This window comes from Kitasatospora sp. MBT66 (assembly GCF_000710405.2).
Classification (GTDB): domain Bacteria; phylum Actinomycetota; class Actinomycetes; order Streptomycetales; family Streptomycetaceae; genus Kitasatospora; species Kitasatospora purpeofusca.
Genome location: NZ_JAIY01000006.1, coordinates 457,800 through 474,699, shown reverse-complemented (window position 1 = coordinate 474,699; position 16,900 = coordinate 457,800). Strand labels below are relative to the sequence as shown.

The 16,900-nt window shown below is 75.6% G+C and carries 11 protein-coding genes and 1 pseudogene; 6 read left to right on the top strand and 6 right to left on the bottom strand.

Annotated elements, in window-relative coordinates; translation table 11 throughout:
* Positions 1-1,227 (bottom strand): annotated as a pseudogene (locus BI06_RS50775) (hypothetical protein); the annotation flags it as partial.
* Positions 1,228-1,333: 106 nt separating this feature from the next.
* A complete protein-coding gene (locus tag BI06_RS14615) occupies positions 1,334-4,696 on the bottom strand; it encodes an FtsX-like permease family protein (protein ID WP_043468491.1) in 3,363 nt (1,120 codons plus the stop codon).
* Positions 4,697-5,348: 652 nt separating this feature from the next.
* On the opposite strand from BI06_RS14615, the gene BI06_RS53565 reads away from it, so the two are divergent.
* A complete protein-coding gene (locus tag BI06_RS53565) occupies positions 5,349-5,861 on the top strand; it encodes a hypothetical protein (RefSeq protein WP_233290156.1) in 513 nt (170 codons plus the stop codon).
* Positions 5,862-6,013: 152 nt separating this feature from the next.
* Here the strand turns inward: BI06_RS53565 and BI06_RS14605 are convergent, their stop codons facing one another.
* The 4 genes from BI06_RS14605 to BI06_RS14595 all read right to left on the bottom strand — a co-directional run bounded on the left by BI06_RS14605 (position 6,014) and on the right by BI06_RS14595 (position 10,700).
* Entirely contained in the window at positions 6,014-7,174 is a 1,161-nt protein-coding gene (locus BI06_RS14605) for a methyltransferase domain-containing protein (protein WP_233290155.1), read from the bottom strand.
* 3 nt (positions 7,175-7,177) lie between these two features.
* Entirely contained in the window at positions 7,178-7,309 is a 132-nt protein-coding gene (locus tag BI06_RS54700; protein WP_255360216.1) for a hypothetical protein, read from the bottom strand.
* Positions 7,310-7,480: 171 nt separating this feature from the next.
* Positions 7,481-8,197, bottom strand: a complete 717-nt coding sequence (locus tag BI06_RS14600; RefSeq protein WP_233290154.1) for a hypothetical protein — start codon at positions 8,195-8,197, stop codon at positions 7,481-7,483.
* A 730-nt stretch (positions 8,198-8,927) separates the two neighbouring features.
* On the bottom strand, positions 8,928-10,700 hold the full coding sequence (locus tag BI06_RS14595) for a penicillin-binding transpeptidase domain-containing protein (RefSeq protein WP_051741042.1): 1,773 nt from the start codon (positions 10,698-10,700) through the stop codon (positions 8,928-8,930).
* A gap of 672 nt (positions 10,701-11,372) precedes the next feature.
* Between BI06_RS14595 and BI06_RS50770 the strand changes: the two genes are divergently transcribed.
* The 5 genes from BI06_RS50770 to BI06_RS14570 all read left to right on the top strand — a co-directional run bounded on the left by BI06_RS50770 (position 11,373) and on the right by BI06_RS14570 (position 16,649).
* Positions 11,373-12,299 carry an ABC transporter substrate-binding protein gene (locus tag BI06_RS50770; protein WP_051741040.1) on the top strand — a complete coding sequence of 309 codons (927 nt, stop codon included), beginning with the start codon at positions 11,373-11,375 and terminating at the stop codon, positions 12,297-12,299.
* 145 nt (positions 12,300-12,444) lie between these two features.
* On the top strand, positions 12,445-13,470 hold the full coding sequence (locus BI06_RS14585; protein WP_051741038.1) for a DUF4129 domain-containing protein: 1,026 nt from the start codon (positions 12,445-12,447) through the stop codon (positions 13,468-13,470).
* Positions 13,467-14,069, top strand: a complete 603-nt coding sequence (locus tag BI06_RS14580) for a hypothetical protein (protein ID WP_199523294.1) — start codon at positions 13,467-13,469, stop codon at positions 14,067-14,069. Before BI06_RS14585 ends, BI06_RS14580 begins: the two co-directional genes overlap by 4 nt.
* Positions 14,070-14,206: 137 nt before the next feature.
* Complete coding sequence (locus BI06_RS14575; RefSeq protein WP_082558481.1) at positions 14,207-15,253, top strand: MoxR family ATPase; 1,047 nt, start codon at positions 14,207-14,209, stop codon at positions 15,251-15,253.
* An 85-nt stretch (positions 15,254-15,338) separates the two neighbouring features.
* Positions 15,339-16,649, top strand: a complete 1,311-nt coding sequence (locus BI06_RS14570; protein ID WP_043468488.1) for a DUF58 domain-containing protein — start codon at positions 15,339-15,341, stop codon at positions 16,647-16,649.
* Positions 16,650-16,900 lie beyond the last annotated feature (251 nt).

Genomic DNA, 16,900 nt, shown 5'->3' with positions numbered 1-16,900 from the left:
CCAGCCCGCCGCGACCCCGGCGCCGACCGCCACCCCGGCCTCCGCCAGCAGCCGGCCCGCGATCCCGATCAGTCCCGCCCCGCGGGTGAGCTGCAGCGCGACGGCGCCGGCCCGGCGGCGGGCCCCGAGCCGGGCGGCGGCGACCGCGGTGGCCACCACCAGGGCGAGCAGTCCGGCGAGCGCGAAGCCCTGCAACTGCTCGGTGCGCCCACGCTGGACGGCGAAGGCGTCCAGCTCCGGGGCGAGTCGTTCGGTGACGTTGATCGAGGGCACGATCTGGCCGGCCAGCATGCAGGTGTCCGCGAGGCCGGACCCGCACAGCCGGTCCGGCCCGGCGGCGCGCAGTCCGCGCAGGGCGGACTGCATGGCGGCGATCCCGGCCGGGGAGGCGGCCGGGCCGGACCGGTCGACGGCCGTCGGCAGCTCCCAGGCCACCTTGAGCGCGAGGCCGTGCTTCGCGATCGTCTCGATCCCGTCGGCACTGGTCAGCAGTTGGCCGCTCAGCTCCTGGCCGGGGTCCACCGCCACGGTCCACGGGGAGACCAGCATCGGGGACTGCTGCCAGAGCCGGCCCGCGCCGCGGTCGGTCCGGAAGACCCCGACCACGAGGACCGGCGCGACCCACCCGCGGTCCAACAGGTCGAACCGCCGGCCGACCGCCAGGCCGAGCCGCTCCCGGGTGCCCTCGGAGACGGCGACCTCGATCGGGGCCGCCGCTCCGGGCGGGACGGCCGGGTCGGCCGGGTCGGCCGCGGGCTGCCGCGGCGCGCGGCCCTGGAGGTACTCGACCGTGCCGCCCGCGCCGTCGGGCTGGGCGTGGACCAGACTGAAACGCGGCGCTTTGCCGTAGGGAGTGGGCAGTTCGGGGCCGCGTGCCGTGACGCCGAGGGTGGTGACGCGGGCCTGCGGCCTGCCGAGCGCGGCGGCCAGTCCCGGACCCGCCGCGGTGCGCACCCGCTCGCCGAGCTGGTCCAGCTCCCGGTCGAGCGAGCCGGTGTCCGGGGGCACCAGCCCGTCCAGCGGGACGGTGGTGGTGGCGGCGGAGACCAGCGGCACGTCCCGCTGGGCGCGGACCACCCGGTCCGCGAGCGCGCCGGCCGCCAGCCGGTCGAAGCGCGGCGGCCAGCTCAGCGGGACCGCCGTGAGCAGTGCGGCGAGCAGCGCGAGTACGACGGAGACCGGCCAGGCGATCCGCGCCTCGCGCCGGATCAGGCGCAGTGTCAGCATGTGGGGCTCCCCCCGTCGAAGCGTCCGTCCTCGCGCGCACCGGCGTGCCCACCGGTGTACCTGTCCGCCCGCCGCCCGACCACGCAACGCCGGTCCTCCGCCCGGCTCATCCGTCGTCCCCCGCGCGCAGGGCCCGGACCAGGTCGACCCGGGCCAGCAGCCGGGTGAGGACCAGCACGGCAAGCGTGAGCAGCAGCCCGCCGGCCAGCGCCGTGAGCACGGCGGCGGGCTGGCCCGGGGCGGCGGCCATGGCCGGGAAGACCGGGCGCGCGTAGTCGTCCAGCACGGTCAGCGCCAGCAGCAGGGCCGCCAGCAGCAGGCCCAGCAGCCCGCCGAGCAGCACCGGCAGCACGGTCACCGCCACCTGTTCGGCGCGCAGCAGCGCGGTCAGCTCCGCGCGCCGCACACCCAGCGCGCGCAGCACCGCGAACTCCCGGCGGCGGGAGCGGACCGTGCCCACCGCGTGCAGGGTCAGCGCGGTCACCGCGAAGAGCGGCGCGGTGACCAGGACCAGCAGCCAGGCGCAGCGCAGTCCGGCCCGGAACGGGTCGTCCGCCAGCGCGGCGGCGATCCGCAGGGCGCTCTGCGGCCGGCCGAACTCGACGTGGCCGTCGACGGCGGCCCACGTGGACGCCGGGTCCGAGCTGGCCAGCCACCAGTGGGTGGCGACGGGCGGGGCCGCGCCGGTGAGCGCACGGTTGGCGGCGAGCGCGCGCAGGTCCAGCAACAGGTGGCCCTGACCCCGGGCGTAGCCGGGCAGCACGTCGACCTCCCCGGTGATCAGGACCTGCTGGGTACTCCGCCCGTCACGCTCCCAGTTGAGCGGAAGGGTGTCGCCGACCCTGACGTTCACCGCGTCGAGCAGCGCACGGTCGGCGACCACGGGCAGGGTGGGGGGCGTCGGCAGGATCGCGCCCCCCGGCAGGGTGCGGAGCACGGGCGCGCCGCCGGTCACGGGCTGCACCGCGAGGACGGCGTCACCGCCCGCCGGGTCGGGCGGGACCGGCGGCTCGTGGGAGCGCATCACCGTGTGCAGCAGGTCGGAGCCGTCGCCCTGCCAGCTGCAGGCCTCGGCCTGATCGGGGACCTCCTCCGTGCGGCCGCGTTCGGTGCCGGGGCAGCCGAGCGCCGACGGGGCGGCGAGGACCTTGCCGGACCGGGCCCAGCCCTGCCCCGGCGGCAGCGCGAGGTCGGTCCGCTCGCCGGCGGCGCCGACGGCCGTCATCCCCGGCACGCGCAGGTCGAGGGTGGAGCGCAGAGCGACCGTGCCGGGGAAGTGCACACCGAGCCGGCTGAGCGTCAGCGGGCCGGCGCGCCGACCGCCGCCGGCGAGCGGGAAGGTCAGGGAGTGCTGCCGGCCGTCGGCCTCCAGCGGGACCGTCAGCTGCTCGGTCAGCCCGTCCGCGTCCTGGATCCACAGCTGCAGGAGCAGACCGGGTGCCGGGACGGGCAGGTCGGAGCTCGCCCGGACGGTCGCCTCCAGCGCGACCGGCTCGCCCGGCAGCGCGAGCCCCTGGGCGGGCACGGCGGTCAGGGGGGCCAGCAGCTCCGGAACCGGGCGGTCGGCCTGGTCCGGGCGCAGGCGCGGCAGCCCCGCCGCGGAGGCGGCCGCGCTGTCGACGGCGACCGTCCGCACCAGGGTGGTACCCACGAAGGCCGACTGCTCCGCCACCGGGCTGAGCCCCGTCACGCCCGGCAGGGCCGCCAGCGTCGCGTGCCGCTGCCCGGGCACGCCGGACACCCCGGTCAGCCGCAGGTCGGCGCCGACCGCGAAGGCCGCCCGGTCGCGGTCGCTGCTCGGCAGCGCGCCCAGCACACCGGCGGCGAGGCTGCTGCAGGCCACCGCCAGCAACGTCACCAGCACCGGCACCGACTGGCGCCCGGTGTCGCGGCTCAGCCGCCAGGCGCCCAACGGCAGCACCAGCCCACGGGCCCGACCGGCCGCCCGCTCCAGCAGCCGCCCCACCGCCGGCAGCACCCGCAGCAGCAGGACCCCACCGGCCACCGCCATGACCACCGGGGCGAGCACCAGCGACAGGTCGACCCAGGAGTCGAACCCGGCATCGGCGTTCCCCACCGCCACGCCCTCGTAGTGGCGGAGTTGGAAGAAGCCGAAAGCCGCCACCGCGACCAGCACCAGGTCCGCCCCGGCCCGCTGCAGACCGAGGCGGCGCGGGCTGCGCGCGCGCAGCGCCCGCTGCGCCCCCGGGTCCACCGCCTGCCGGGCAAGCGGCAGCAGCAGAGCCGCGCCGTGGACCAGGAGCGCGAAACCCGCGGCCCACCGGGCGCTCGGGCCGTCGCCCGCCGTCAGGCCGTGTGCCCCGACGACGCGCAGCACGGCGGCCAGCAGCGGTTCGGCCAGCAGCAGCCCGCCGACCGCCGCCGGCACCGCGGCCAACGCCCACTCGCCGGCCGTCGCCGCGAGCAGCCGCGCCGCGCCCGCGCCCCGGGAGCTCCGGAGCGCGTGCTCGCCGGCGACGGCGTCGGCCAGCCGACGGGCGGTCAGCACGAGGACCACGGCGGCGAGCAGCGCGAGCAGGCCGAGCGGTACGGCGATCTCCGCCCTCGCCGTCAGGACCGGCACCACCTGGCCGTCGACCGCACCGGGCAGTGCGCTGCGCACCGCGGTGTCCGCCAGCGCCGGTTCGGCGCCGCGGTAGACCGAGCGGGCGGTGTCCGAGCGGGCGAAGGCGGCCACCCGGTCACGCAGCGCGGCGAGTTCGGCGAGGCTCGACCGCCCGGTGTCGGGCAGGGCCAGCCAGACCGCGAGCATGCGGTCGCCGAACCCGGGCAACGCGGCCAGCCGCGCGCCGTCGATCAGTACCAGGGGCTGGTTCGCGGCGTCGGCGCCACCGAGGCCGGCCCAGAACGCGGCGGCGTCCGGGTCCTCCCGGTAGACACCGGTCACGGTGAGTCTGAGCGGCTCGCCGGTCCCGGGTGTGCGGACGACCGTGCTGCCGCCGCTGTCCAGGCCGAGTCGGTCGGCGGCGGCCTCGGGCAGGGCGACCCGCAGCCCGCCGTCGGCGGCCGGGGCGGCCTCGGGCGCGTCCGGCCAACTGCCGCTGCGCAGTCGGGCGTAGCGGCCGGGGTCCGGCAGCATCGCCAGCAGCGAGGGGAGCGCGGTGTCGGTGGCCCAGCGACGCCCGCCGGGCGGCACCGGAAGGTCGACGGCGCTGACGCCGCGCTGTGCGGTCACGGTGCGGAACGGGGTGCCGGCCATCGTCCGGACCAGGGCCGAGTGCACCGCGCGGTCGGCGGCGGACAGGCCCGGTGCCGACCAGCGCGCGGTCACCTCGACCGAGCGGCCGGCGTCGGCGGCGAGCCGCTGGCGCACCCCGGCGGTCGCGGCCGACTGCGCCAGCCCGGCCACCGCGGACAGCACCGCCGTCGCCACCAGCACGCTCACGGCGACGGCCGCCAGCACCAGACCGTGCCGACCGAGCCGACGCCACACCCCCGCCAGTCCCATCCACAGCTCCCCTCGGCACCCTCCGCATCGAGGTCCGTGTGCCACGTCAACTACTGCCCGGGGGTGGGGTCCTGTCGCAGCGAACGTGCTGTGGTCTGTACCAATCCGATCCCGGGGGCCCCATCTTGCACGACGACCCGCCGACTCGGCCCGGCCGGTTTCCGTTCGGCCGCCTTTCTGCCTGAAGGGGCAGCCGGACTGCCCGCCCCGGCCGGGCGGGGACCGAGCACCGGGCCTGGGCCCGGGCCCCCGCCGCGCCCTGGCCCGGGCGGCTCTGTCCGCACCCGCCTCATCGGAGTCCGACGAGAGGTGGCCCCCTTCGACGGCGTCGGGACTCACGCAGCCGGCCCTGTCCTCGTGGTGAGGAATTCCCGGGCCCGGACGGGTCTGCTGTGGGAGGATCCGGTTCGTTCTGCGGAGAGGGGTGGAGTGCATGGGGCTCGACTACAGCTACGAGATCGTCCTTCCTGCCCGGAACGTTGCCCGAGCACTGACCGCGCTCGCCGGGCTGGCGCCGAGGACGCGTCGACCGCCGCCGATCACGGTGACCCTGCCCGGGGGCGATCAGGTGGTCCTTCCGTTCACCTCGCAGTTCAGGAACGAGCCGGTCGACTGCTCGGACGGCAGCACACTGCACCTCGACACCGTGATCATGATCGGCGTCGACGACGACGCCATGCGCGAGTTCTCCGGGACCAGTCGTGGGGAACGCGACGAAAACGGGAGGCTGGCGGTCGGACACATCTACCTCGCGGTCCACTTCACGTCCTGGTGGCACCCCGGCTACGTGTCACTGAGCTTCACCACGGCCACGACAGGTATGAGCCTGGCGTTCGAGCGGTCCGCGAGCATCCGGGAGGTGTTCACCGGACTCACCGCCGCGAGCGGCGGGGTCTGCTGCCTGCTCGACACCGAAAGGGAGACCTGGCAGATCTGCTGGCTGAACGGCGAACCGATGCACGACACAGTCCCAGGCTCACGTTTCGCCGGTCACCACGATCTGGTGGCCACCTGGCCGGCCCCGGACGGCCTGCGTGGCGGGACCCCGGGCCGGACGGACTGGAGGCGGACGGTCTCGGTGCCACCGGCGCCCACGCCATCGTTCGACAGCCGCGTCGGCGACCCGACACCGCGATCGACACCGAACACTCGACCCGCTGACTGAAGCGCTCGGCCGCGGGACTCGGCCGAAGCTCGCCGAGGCGCCGTCGAACCTCCTCGAGACGGGTCACCGAACTGTTCACGACCTCGGCCGCCACCGGGGCCGACGCGGACGCGGTCGAGGTGGACGGCCGCCGGGCTGCTGCCCGGGCTGCTTCAGCGCGACGCAGCGGGCGTCGCGCCGCCGATCGGCCACCGGGGCCCGTCGGTGTCCGGGGTGTTCAGCCACACCCATTGGCGGTCAGGAGTGACGGTGACGCCGAAGTCGTACGGCTCGGGCCGGCCGAGTCCCTCCCACACCCTCCAGGCGGTCGTCAACTCGTCGCCGATCCGCCGCTCCCCGCCCTGGTACAGCACGGTCGTGCCGTCCCCGACCGCGGAGAACGACGCCCACGACGTGCGGCCGTCGTGGACCCAGGCGTTGAGGCCGTCCTCGTCGCGGCCGGTCGTGACCGTCGCGTCCGGCACCGCGACCCGCAGGGCGAAGCGAAGGTCCCAGTCGCCTTCGAGCGGCGCGAGGTCGCGCTCGATCCGCCGCTCGGTCGCGGCCGGGCCGCCCCCGCGCACCGCGGTGTACCCGGCCCGGTCGGCCGTCGGCGGCACCGGGCCGGTGCGGTCCGCCATGAACTGCGCCAACCCCTGGACCCAGCCGGACGCCGTGCGGCCGTCGTCGGCGACGGTGAGGGCGACGTGCCCGAGCTGTCCCCACGGGTAGACGATCCGTCCGCCCGGCCGGCACGCCTCCACCCACGTCCACGGCACCCGTTCGACCGCGTAGGTGGCGATCACCCGATCGAACGCTCTGCCACCGGGGCCGGTGGTGGTGGCGTCCCCGGTGAGCACCTCGACCTCCAGGCCGGCGGCCGCCAGCCTTCGGCGGGCGAAGTCGGCGAGACCCGTGTCGATCTCGGTGGACACCACCCGCCCGGGACCGGCCCGCCACGCGGCGAGGGCCGCGTTCCAGCCCTGCCCGCCGCCGATGTCCCACACCCGGTGACCGGGTTCCAGCCGCAGCGAGTCCAGCATGTCGACCACCACGCCCGGCGCGGAGATGCTGGAGGACGGCAGCCCGCCGGTCACCTGGGTCACCGCGGCCGCGTCCGGCCCGGCGTACAGCACGGCGGCCCAGCCCTCCGCGTCCGCGTGCCGGTCGGCGGCCCGGTACCGCTGCCCGTCCCACCGCCACAGCCGCTCCGGCGCGAACATCTCCCTCGGCAGCGCGGCCACGGCCTCCCGCAGCCACGGGGAGCGCTCCGGCCAGTCCCCGCGCGCGGCCATGGCCTCGTCCAGGACCGCGCGCCGCTTCGCCGGATCCACCGGTCAGTCCTTCTTCGGCTTGCCGCGGTGCTTCCCGTCGCTGCCCGGATCCGACTTCGGCACCTGCCCGTCGGCATTCCCCGGCGGCGCCTCGCCCTTGCCCAGCTCCGGCGGCGGCTTCTCGTGCGATCCCATTGACCGGCTCCTCTTTCGTGCCGGGGACACCAACCCGGCCATCCTGACCGACCCGCCCCCGCAGAGGTAGGGGGCGTGGCAGCACCCACGGGGGCGCGGGCAACCGCCCGAACGACGGCCGACCGCATCGCTGCGGTCCTGACAGCGATCCCGGGTTCTTCTGATTGGCCGTCAGGTACTGACCTGGATCTCCACCCGGTGCCTGATGTAGCCGTCCGGGTGCGCCCGGGCGATCGCCGTCGCGGTCTCCACCAGGTGGTGCACCTCCGGTGAGTAGGCCGACGTGCGCAGCGGGAGGCCCGGGAGGATGCAGCGCCGTACGTCGAGGTCCTCGTTGCTGACGAACTCCCGCAGGGCGGCCTCGTTCCATTCGCGGACCAGGACGGACCGGTCGGTGGCCCCGTCCGGCTCCAGGGCACCGGGGTGCTCCGCCGAGGCCCCGTCGGGTTCGAGGGGGAGCGCCGTCCAGTACCAGGCCCGGGCCGCCCCGGCGCGCTGGGCGGCGGTGCCACCGCGCAGGCGATCGAGCAGGCCGGCGCGGACCCGCCGGTAGCCGTAGGCGTTCAGCGCGGGCTCGACGAACCACCGGTTGAAGCTCGGGTTCGGATCCTGGACGGCAGCCTCCAGCAGGGCCTCGAAGGACGCCTCGGAGAGCACCAGCCCCCGCTCCCCGGCTTCGCGCAGCGCCCGTCGGACGGTGTTGGCCCAGGTCCAGGTGTCGCCGTCGGCCGGCTCGGGCACCGGCTCCAGCCCCGGGATCCTGGAGACCTCGGCCAGGGCCCGGTGGAACGTCGAGGTGTCGTCGCCGGTCCGCTCCGGCAGCGCCGCAAAGGTCTGCGCGGCGCCGGTCGCGCCCTTGTCGGCCGGCTCGTCCCGCTCGGTGGTCACGTCGTCCTCCATCCTGTGGCCGACCCGTCGGCCGGGCGTGCGGTCAGCGGGCCGACCAGATCGGGCAGTCGGCCGTGTGGCGGGTCAGCATCACCACGGTCCCGCCGTCCGTGAACTGCCGTTCGAGCGAGACCGTGCAGCACACCGCCGGTTCCGGAGGCGTCGCCCGGACGATGACAGGGGCTTCGTCCCGGTCCGGCACCGCGGTGCGCGGCCACGCGGGCTCCGCGACCGGCAGCCCGTGCCGACGCGGGGAGTTTCGACGGCCGACCTGGTCGACGGATACCCCGAGAGCTCGGGCACGGGCGTGAAGACGACGACGGTCGCGACGTTCGGACATGGTGCCACCATGCCTCCTTCCACCCCTTCCACGCCAATGCCCCGTAACCCCCGGCCGGTCGCGCGCCTTCAGGGTGGCGGTCGGCCGGCCGGCGGCGAGAGCCTCGTCGGCGTCCCGGTCGAGGTACACGGCCGGGTGCTCGGCGAGCCGGTCCGGGCAGCGGGCGCACCCGAGGCCGGTGCCGACGGCGGCCCAGTGGCCGGCGGGGCTGGACCGGTGCTCCCGAACCTCTCGGCGACGCGGTCCGCGCGCGCGTGCCACTGGCCGGCGGCGCGGGCGTTGCCGGCCCGTCCAGCCCGTCCGGCCCGTCCAGCCCGTCCAGCCCGTCCGGCCCGTCCGGGCCGTCGAGGGGCTGGCCCCGATTCCGGCCCGACGGCGCGCTGGAGGCCGTCAGCCCTTGCCGCCGGCCTTGAGGACCTGGGCCGCGGCCACGCCGGCCGCGGCGAAGCCGTGGCCGCCGCCGTCGACCTCGGCAGCGACGGCGAGGTCCCCGCGGTAGGCGATGAACCAGCTGTTGGTGGCTGTTCCGCCGGATTCCGCGGTGCCGGTCTTCGCGCCGATCTGGCCGGTGAGGCCGGCCATCGGCGTGCGGGCGGTGCCCTGGGTGGCGGTTCGGGCCATCATGGCGCGCAGGTCCCTGGCGACGCCGGCGGGCAGTGAGCCCGGGGCGGTGACGCGTTTGGCGTCGTCCCGCAGGACGGGCTGGCGGAACTTTCCGCTCTGCACGGTGGCGGCGACCGAGGCCATCGCCAGCGAGTTGACCTGGATCGTGCCCTGGCCGATGTACGCCGCGGCGGCCTCGTCATTGGTGCGCGGCACCGGGATCGTGGCGTCCCGGCTGTCGATGCCGATGTGCCACTCAAGGCCGAGGCCGAACTGCTCGCGGGCCACCTTGGTGAGCGTTCCGGGCTGCAGTTTCTCCAGGCCCTTGTCGATGAAGCCGGTGTTGCAGGAGTGGCTGAAGTCGTCGGCGAGCGTGTACGACGGGAAGTCACCGCGTTCGTCGTTGTGCCACTGCCGAGGCGAGTTGGTGGTGTCCTTGCAGGGCACCACGGTGTCCGGGGTCACCCCGGCCTCCAGCAGGGCCGCCGAGGTGATCACCTTCATCGTGGAGCCGGGAGCCTGGCCGGCCGAGACGGCGCGGTTGTGTCCGGTCGGCGAGTAGGCCATCGCCAGGATGTGGCCGGTGCTCGGCTGGATCGCCACCAGGGAGGCCGGCTTTCCGCCCGCGGCCTGCTGCTTGACCGCCTCCTCGGCCACCCGCTGGAGCTCGGCGTCCAGCGTCAGCTTGACCTGCGGCGCGCTCGGCGGGGTGAGCACGTACAACTGCTCGGGCTCCGTCCCGGCCGCGGAGAGCACCACGGCCCGCCCACCGACGACGGTCCCGCCGTCGGCCGGCGTGATCCTGGGCAGCACGGCGGCCAGCGAGGGGAAGCCCTCGAGCGACTTGCCGTTGCGGTCGGTCGGCTTGGAGACCGGGTCGGGCAGAGCCTTCACGGCGATCGTCCCGCCCTGGGCGAGGCGCGGGTGGAGCACGGTCGGCGCCCAGTGCACGACGGCCTTGCCGCTCCCGCCCCGCACGACGCCGAGCGTGCTGTCGTACTCCCAGGCACCGGTCGCGCCCTCGAACTCGGCCTTCGCCCGGAACCCGACCACCGGTTCCCCGTTCGTGCCGGTGGTCGCCGGGCCGGTGGCGGCCAGCGCGAGCGTGCGGGCCGGCACGTTCTCCTGGAAGGCGGCCAGCGCCGTGCGGGCCGTCTCCGGCCGGTCGGTCAGCGCCGATGCGGCCGTGACGTCCCCGCGGCCCCACGCCGCCAGGAAGTCCGTGGCCACCGCAGCGGCCTCCTCGGTGGTCGGCGGCGCCTGCGGGGTCTTCGCCGCGCTCTCGGACGCCTGGGCGCCGCCGCCGCTGCCGCCGTTCGACGATCCGCCCTGTACGGCGGTCACGATGTTGTAGAGGCCGTACCCGCCGACCGCCAGCAGCGCGGCGAACACTCCTCCGACGGCGGTCAGGACGGCCTTCCGGGCGCCGGAGCGGCGCGGTGCGCCCGCCTCGTCCTCGTCCCCGTCCCCGTTCCTGTCCCCGTACTCGATGTCGTACCCGTCGAGCTCGGTGTGCCCGGCGTACCCCTGGTACCCGTCGGGTTCCCCTGCGTCCCGCATGTCCTCGTCCCCCTGCGTATGCGTCTCCCGCAGGCCTGCCCCCTCCGGCATCCCGGCCCGCGGCCCGGACGGACGGTCGTTGACCCGTTCGAGCACGGATCAGCATATGCGGGTGCCGTTGACAGGTCGACGGAGGGCGCCAACGGGACGGACCGGCGACGGGTGCGAAGGACGCGACGGGGGCCCGCAGCCGTCCCGCGGCCTGCGACCTGGCAGTGCCATGGTGGCGAGCGCGCCCCGGGCCTGGCGCACCCTGCCCCGCGCTCCTCCGCGCCGTGCACGGGTCTCGATCGGTTCGGGCCCGACGGCGCCGCCACCACCGGATTCGGGCACGATCGAGTCCACCACGTGGACGGTCGCGGGGCGTCGTGCGGGCCCGTCGTGCGGGCCCCTCGTACCGCCCTGCCCGCGCTCGTGCGCCCGGCTTCGCCGCGCGTCGCCGAGCCGCTTCGCGGCCCTCGGGCCTTGCCCCGCCCCGCCAGGCCTCCTCCCGTCCGGCCCGTTCCGAGGAGGGGCAGCGCGGACTCGGGGGAGCGCGTGAACCCGATAGCAGATCGTGACATGCCCACCGACTGTCGAACCGGAAACGGATGGCAGGATTCCGCCTCCCGGTCGCTGCCGCTCCCTCGTGGATGCCGGTCGCGCCACCCTGCCCCACACAGGAGCGCCATCGTGGTCCATCTCCCCGGCTCGTTCCCCCACCGCCGAGCCCTGCCGGCAGCCCTCACCACCGCGTCCGCCCTGCTGCTCACCGCCTGCAGTGGCTCGCAGGCCCCGGCAAGCGTCGAGGACAAGGCCCGGGCAGCCGTCCCGAGCGCGCAGCGCGCCGCCGGGGTCCTGCGGATCGGGTCCGACCTGAACTACCCGCCGGTCGCGTTCCGCGGCTCGGACGGCAAGCCCGCCGGTCTCGACCCGGACCTGGCCGACGCCCTGGGGAAGGTCCTCGGCCTGCGGATCGAGATCGTCGACACGCCGTTCGACAAGCTGATACCCGGTATCGACGGCAAGCAGTTCGACCTGGCGATGTCGGGCATCAGCGACACACCCGCGCGCCGCAACGCGCTCGGCGACAACGGCATGCCGACGGGCAAGCCGGGCGTGGACTTCGTGGACTACTTCATCGCCTGGACCTCGATCATCGTGCAGAAGGGCAACCCGAAGGGCATCCGGACGCTGGACGACCTCTGCGGCCGTACGGTCGCCGTGCAGCGCGGTACGACCCAGGACGAGATCGTCACCCGCCAGGTCGGTGCGTGCGAACGGACGGGCAAGCCCTTGCAGGTCCACCGCTTCGACGACGACACCGTGGCTCTCGCCGAGGTGGCGGCCGGCAAGGCGGCGGCGGACTTCAACGACCTCCCGGTGGCTGCCTACGCGGCCAGGACCACCGACAACGGCAACAGCCTGGAGGTCACGGGCGCGCTGTCGCAGTCCAGCCCGTACGGGATCGCGGTGAACAAGTCCGACACCGCGCTGCGTGACGCGGTGGCGAAGGGGCTGGACGAGCTGATGCGCAATGGCACGTACGACGCGATCCTCGCGAAGTGGAACGTCAGTGCCGGTGCGGCCCGGGTGGCGGCGGTCAACGGGGGACTGTGACCGCAGGCCGCGCGGGGCGCACGCCGCCCTTCGGTCAGGGAGCACGGCGGTGGACCGCAACGCGGGGTGACAATCCGATTGTTGGTGTGCGACGCTGCAGCTCGCGCGGTGCCATCCGCGCTGCGGGGGAACCAGGGGTGGCCGCATGAACGACGAAGCGCAGCCGATCGGGCCTCGGCACGACGGCCGCGACGCACCGGACGACAGCGCGGGGGAGCCCGCCCGCAGGTCGGGCGGCCGGATCGCGGGCGTCCTGGTGACCTTGGCGGGCCTGCTGCTCGCGGCCTCGGCGCTGCGGCCGGACGGCGGACTGCTCGGTGCGCCGCTCGCCAAGGTGCCGGTCCAGGCCCTCGGGTTCGTCCTATTGCTCGCGCTCGGCTGGCTGATCGCGGTCGGCCGGTTCGCGCTGCGCTTCCGTGCGGAGGTCCGCCACCTGGTCGGGCCCACGCCGTGGGCCGAGCGCCTGCGGGAGGCCGCCGCCGTCCTGCTGCCCGGGGCCGCCGTGGCGGTGCCGGTGCTGATGTTCCTCTTCCACAACCGGGCGGACACCGGACCGGACGGGCCGCACCGGGCGCGGCCACTGCCGGACCTCGACCTGCCCCCGCTGCCCACGGTCTCGCCGCCCGAGCCCGGCGAACCGGTGCCCGGCAGCTCACTGTCGGGCGTGATCCAGGTGCTGTTCGGCGCGCTCCTGGCCGTGCTGGTGATCGCGGTGGTCGTCGGCGTCGTCCTGCTGCTGCGGCTGCGGATCGTCCGGCGGCGACCGCCGACGCCGCTGCCCGCCGCGCCGGCCCGGACCGAGGACGCCTTGGCGGCCGCGGTGGTGACGGGGCGACGAGCCCTCACCGGCGCCGACGCGCGGGCGGCGGTGATCGCCTGCTACGCCGCGATGGAGACATCGCTGGCCGCCTCCGGGCTGTCCCTCCGAGCTCCTGACAGCCCGACCGAGCTGCTGGAGCGCGCGATGGCCGACGACCGCGTCGACCCGGTCCACGCGCGGGCTCTGACCGCACTGTTCCGGGAGGCCAGGTACTCCACCCACCCGATGGACGAGAGCCATGTGAGCCGGGCGCGGACCGCCCTGGACGCCCTGGCCGGGCGACTGGCGGAGCAGCCAGTGGCGGTGGGGGCGTCCGGCGCCGTCGACCGGGCCGACGGAGGCCACCGATGAGCGTCCGCCCGAACCGGCGCACAGCCGGCCCCACCGCGTCCGCCGACCCGGCCGACCCGACCCACCCGACCGGTCACGGCCTCGCCGCGCCCGGCTCCGTCCGGCACAGCCTGATCGAGCTGGCCGGGACGGCGGTGCTGGCCGAGGTGCTGTTCGCGCTGGTCGGCGGAGCTCCCGCGGCAGCTGCGGGAGCGGTCCTGCTGGCGGTCGGCGCCCTGGTCACCGCCCGGTACGTGGCCGGCGCGGGTTTCCTCGACATCGGTCTGCGCAGTCGGCAGCGGGTGATGGACTCCCGCGAGCCGGGCCTCGGTGACTGGCGCTGGACCGTCCGCGAGGGTCTCGACCCGCAGGGCGACGCCGGGCCGTTGCGCGGTCGCCTTCGGCGGCTGTACGCGGCACGCCTGTCCGAGACCCACGGTGTCTCGCTCACCGCCGACCGCGACCGGGCCGTCGAACTGATCGGGCCCCGGCTGTGGCCGTGGATCGATCCGGAGGCCGCGGACCGGGACGGGGCCGTGCCGGCGGCCGTTCTCCTCGCGCTCGTCGACCGGCTCGAGACCCTGCAACCGCCCGGCCCGACGTCCCCGACGTCCGGCTAGCGGCGCCGCGCGGTGTCCACCGCTCCCCGTACTTCGCTCGTTTCCCGCACTTCCCGCACGTTCCGCGCTTACCGCACTTCCCGAACTCACCGCCGGTTCCGACGAATCGGCCGACCGACGCGTCCTCCAGGAGAGCCATGACCGCCGTTCCCCAGGCCCCCGCCCCGGACACCGAGCAGGCCCGGGTGGCCGAGGCGGGCCCGGGCCGCCCCGCCGAGGCCGCCGTGCTGACGCCGCAGGAGGCCGGCCGCCGTGCCCGCGCGGTGGTGGAGGAGATCGAACGCGCCGTGGTCGGCAAGTCCGAGGCCGTCCGTCTGGTGATGCTCGGCGTGCTGGCCGGCGGCCACACGCTGATCGAGGATCTACCGGGGCTCGGCAAGACGCTGCTGGCACGCTCCTTCGCCACCGCCCTCGGCCTGGACTTCCGCCGGATCCAGTTCACCCCCGACCTGCTGCCCTCGGACGTCACCGGCGCGCCGTTCTACGACCGGCGCAGCGGCGAGATGGTGTTCCGCCCCGGGCCGCTCTTCACCCAGCTCCTGCTGGCCGACGAGATCAACCGCACCCCGCCGAAGACCCAGGCCGCCCTGCTGGAGGCCATGGAGGAGCGCCAGGTCACCGTCGACGGCGAGCCGCGCGCCCTGCCGGTGCCGTTCCTGGTCGCCGCGACCCAGAACCCGGTCGAGTACGAGGGCACCTACCCGCTGCCCGAGGCCCAGCTCGACCGCTTCCTGCTCAAGCTGATCCTCCCGCTGCCCGACCGGGACCAGGAGTTCCAGGTCCTCGCCCGGCACGCCGCCGGCTTCGACCCGCGCGACCTCGCCGCGGCCGGCGTCCGCCCGGTCGCCGGCCCCGAGCACATCGCCGCCGCCCGCGAGCAGATCGCCAAGCTGACCGTCGCCCCCGAGGTGCTCGCCTACATCGTCGACCTCTGCCGGGCCACCCGGCAGTCGCCGTCGCTCTCCATCGGCGTCTCCCCGCGCGGCGCCACCGCGCTGCTCGGCGCCTCCCGCGCCTGGGCCTGGCTGGCCGGCCGCGACTACGTCACCCCCGACGACGTCAAGGCGCTCGCCCTGCCCACCCTGCGCCACCGCGTCGCCCTGCGGGCCGAGGCCGAGATGGAGGGCGTGACCGCGGACTCCGTGATCCAGGCCGTCCTCGCCCAGACCCCGGCCCCGCGCTGATCCCCACACCCGGCATCGCCGCCCCGGGTACCACCGCCCCACGTTTCGCCGCCTCACCGTCGGCCCCGACGAAGGAACGCACCGCATGGCCATCACCGGGCGAACCGCCCTGCTCGCCGCGCTCGGCGCCCTCGTCACGGGCCTGCTGCTGCCGTCCTGGGCGGGCATCGGCGCCGTCACCGGAGCGGTCCTGCTCGCCGTCGCCCTCGACCTGGTGCTCGCCGCCCCCGTCCGCAGCCTGCGGATCGGCCGGGACGGCGACACCACGGTCCGGCTCGGCGAACCCGCCTCGGTCGAACTGACCGTCACCAACGCGGCCGGACGGCCCCTGCGGGCCCGGATCCGCGACGCCTGGGCCCCGTCGGCCTGGCGGCCCGGCGCAGGGTTCGCCGCCTCCCGGCACACCCTGCGCGTCCCCGGCCACGAACGCCGTCGCGTCACCACCGTCCTCACCCCGACCCGGCGCGGGGACCACCACGCCCACAAGGTGACCGTCCGTTCGCTCGGCCCGCTCGGCCTGGCCGGGCGTCAGGGCTCGCACCTCGTCCCCTGGACGGTCCGCGCCCTGCCCCCGTTCGCCAGCCGCAAGCACCTGCCCTCCCGGCTCGCCCGACTCCGCGAACTCGACGGCCGGACATCGGTCCTGACCCGCGGCCAGGGCACCGAGTTCGACTCCCTGCGCGAGTACCTGCCCGGCGACGACATCCGCTCCATCGACTGGCGGGCCAGCGCCCGCCGCCACACCGTGGCCGTCCGCACCTGGCGGCCCGAACGCGACCGGCACATCCTGGTCGTCCTCGACACCGGCCGCACCTCCGCCGGCCGGGTCGGCGACGCGCCCCGGCTCGACGCCTCGCTCGACGCCGCGCTGCTCCTCACCGCCCTCGCCACCAAGGCCGGCGACCGCGTCGACCTGCTCGCCCACGACCTGCGCAAGCGGACCGCGGTGGCCGGCCGCTCCCCGAGCGAGATCCTCCCGGCCTTCACCAACGCGATGGCCGTCCTGGAACCCGCCCTCTACGAGACCGACATGCGCTCGCTGGTCGCCACCGCCCTGAAGATGGCACCGCACCGCTCGCTGATCGTGCTGCTCACCGGCCTGGACGCGACCTCCGCCGAGGACGGCCTGCTCCCGCTGCTGCCGCTCCTCACCAAGCGCCACGAGGTCGTCCTCGCTTCCGTCTCCGACCCCCACCTGGACGAGCTCGCCGCCGGCCGCGGCACGGTCGAGGCCGTCTACGGCGCCGCGGCCGCCGAGCAGACCCGCGCCGACCGCCGCCTCACCGCCGACCGCCTCACCCGCGCCGGCATCACCGTCCTGGACGCCCCGCCCACCTCGATCGCCCCGGCCCTGGCCGACACCTACCTCGCCCTCAAGGCCGCCGGCCGCCTCTGACAAAAGGCTCCCGGAGCCACCCGGAGGAGCACGAAAAAGCCCCGTCACCGATCCGGTGGCGGGGCTTTTGAGTGCCTTTCGACTGGCGGTGGACCTCCCCCACCCCGGCTTCTTCCGAATACCTGCAAGGGCCTTTCCCGGCGCTTCTCGGGGCCCTGGTCAATGCACTCCGCCGTCCTGTCGGGCAGCATTCCCGCCGGGCAGCAATCCCGTACCTGCCGCCCGGGGAAATACCTCGACGGCAATTCACG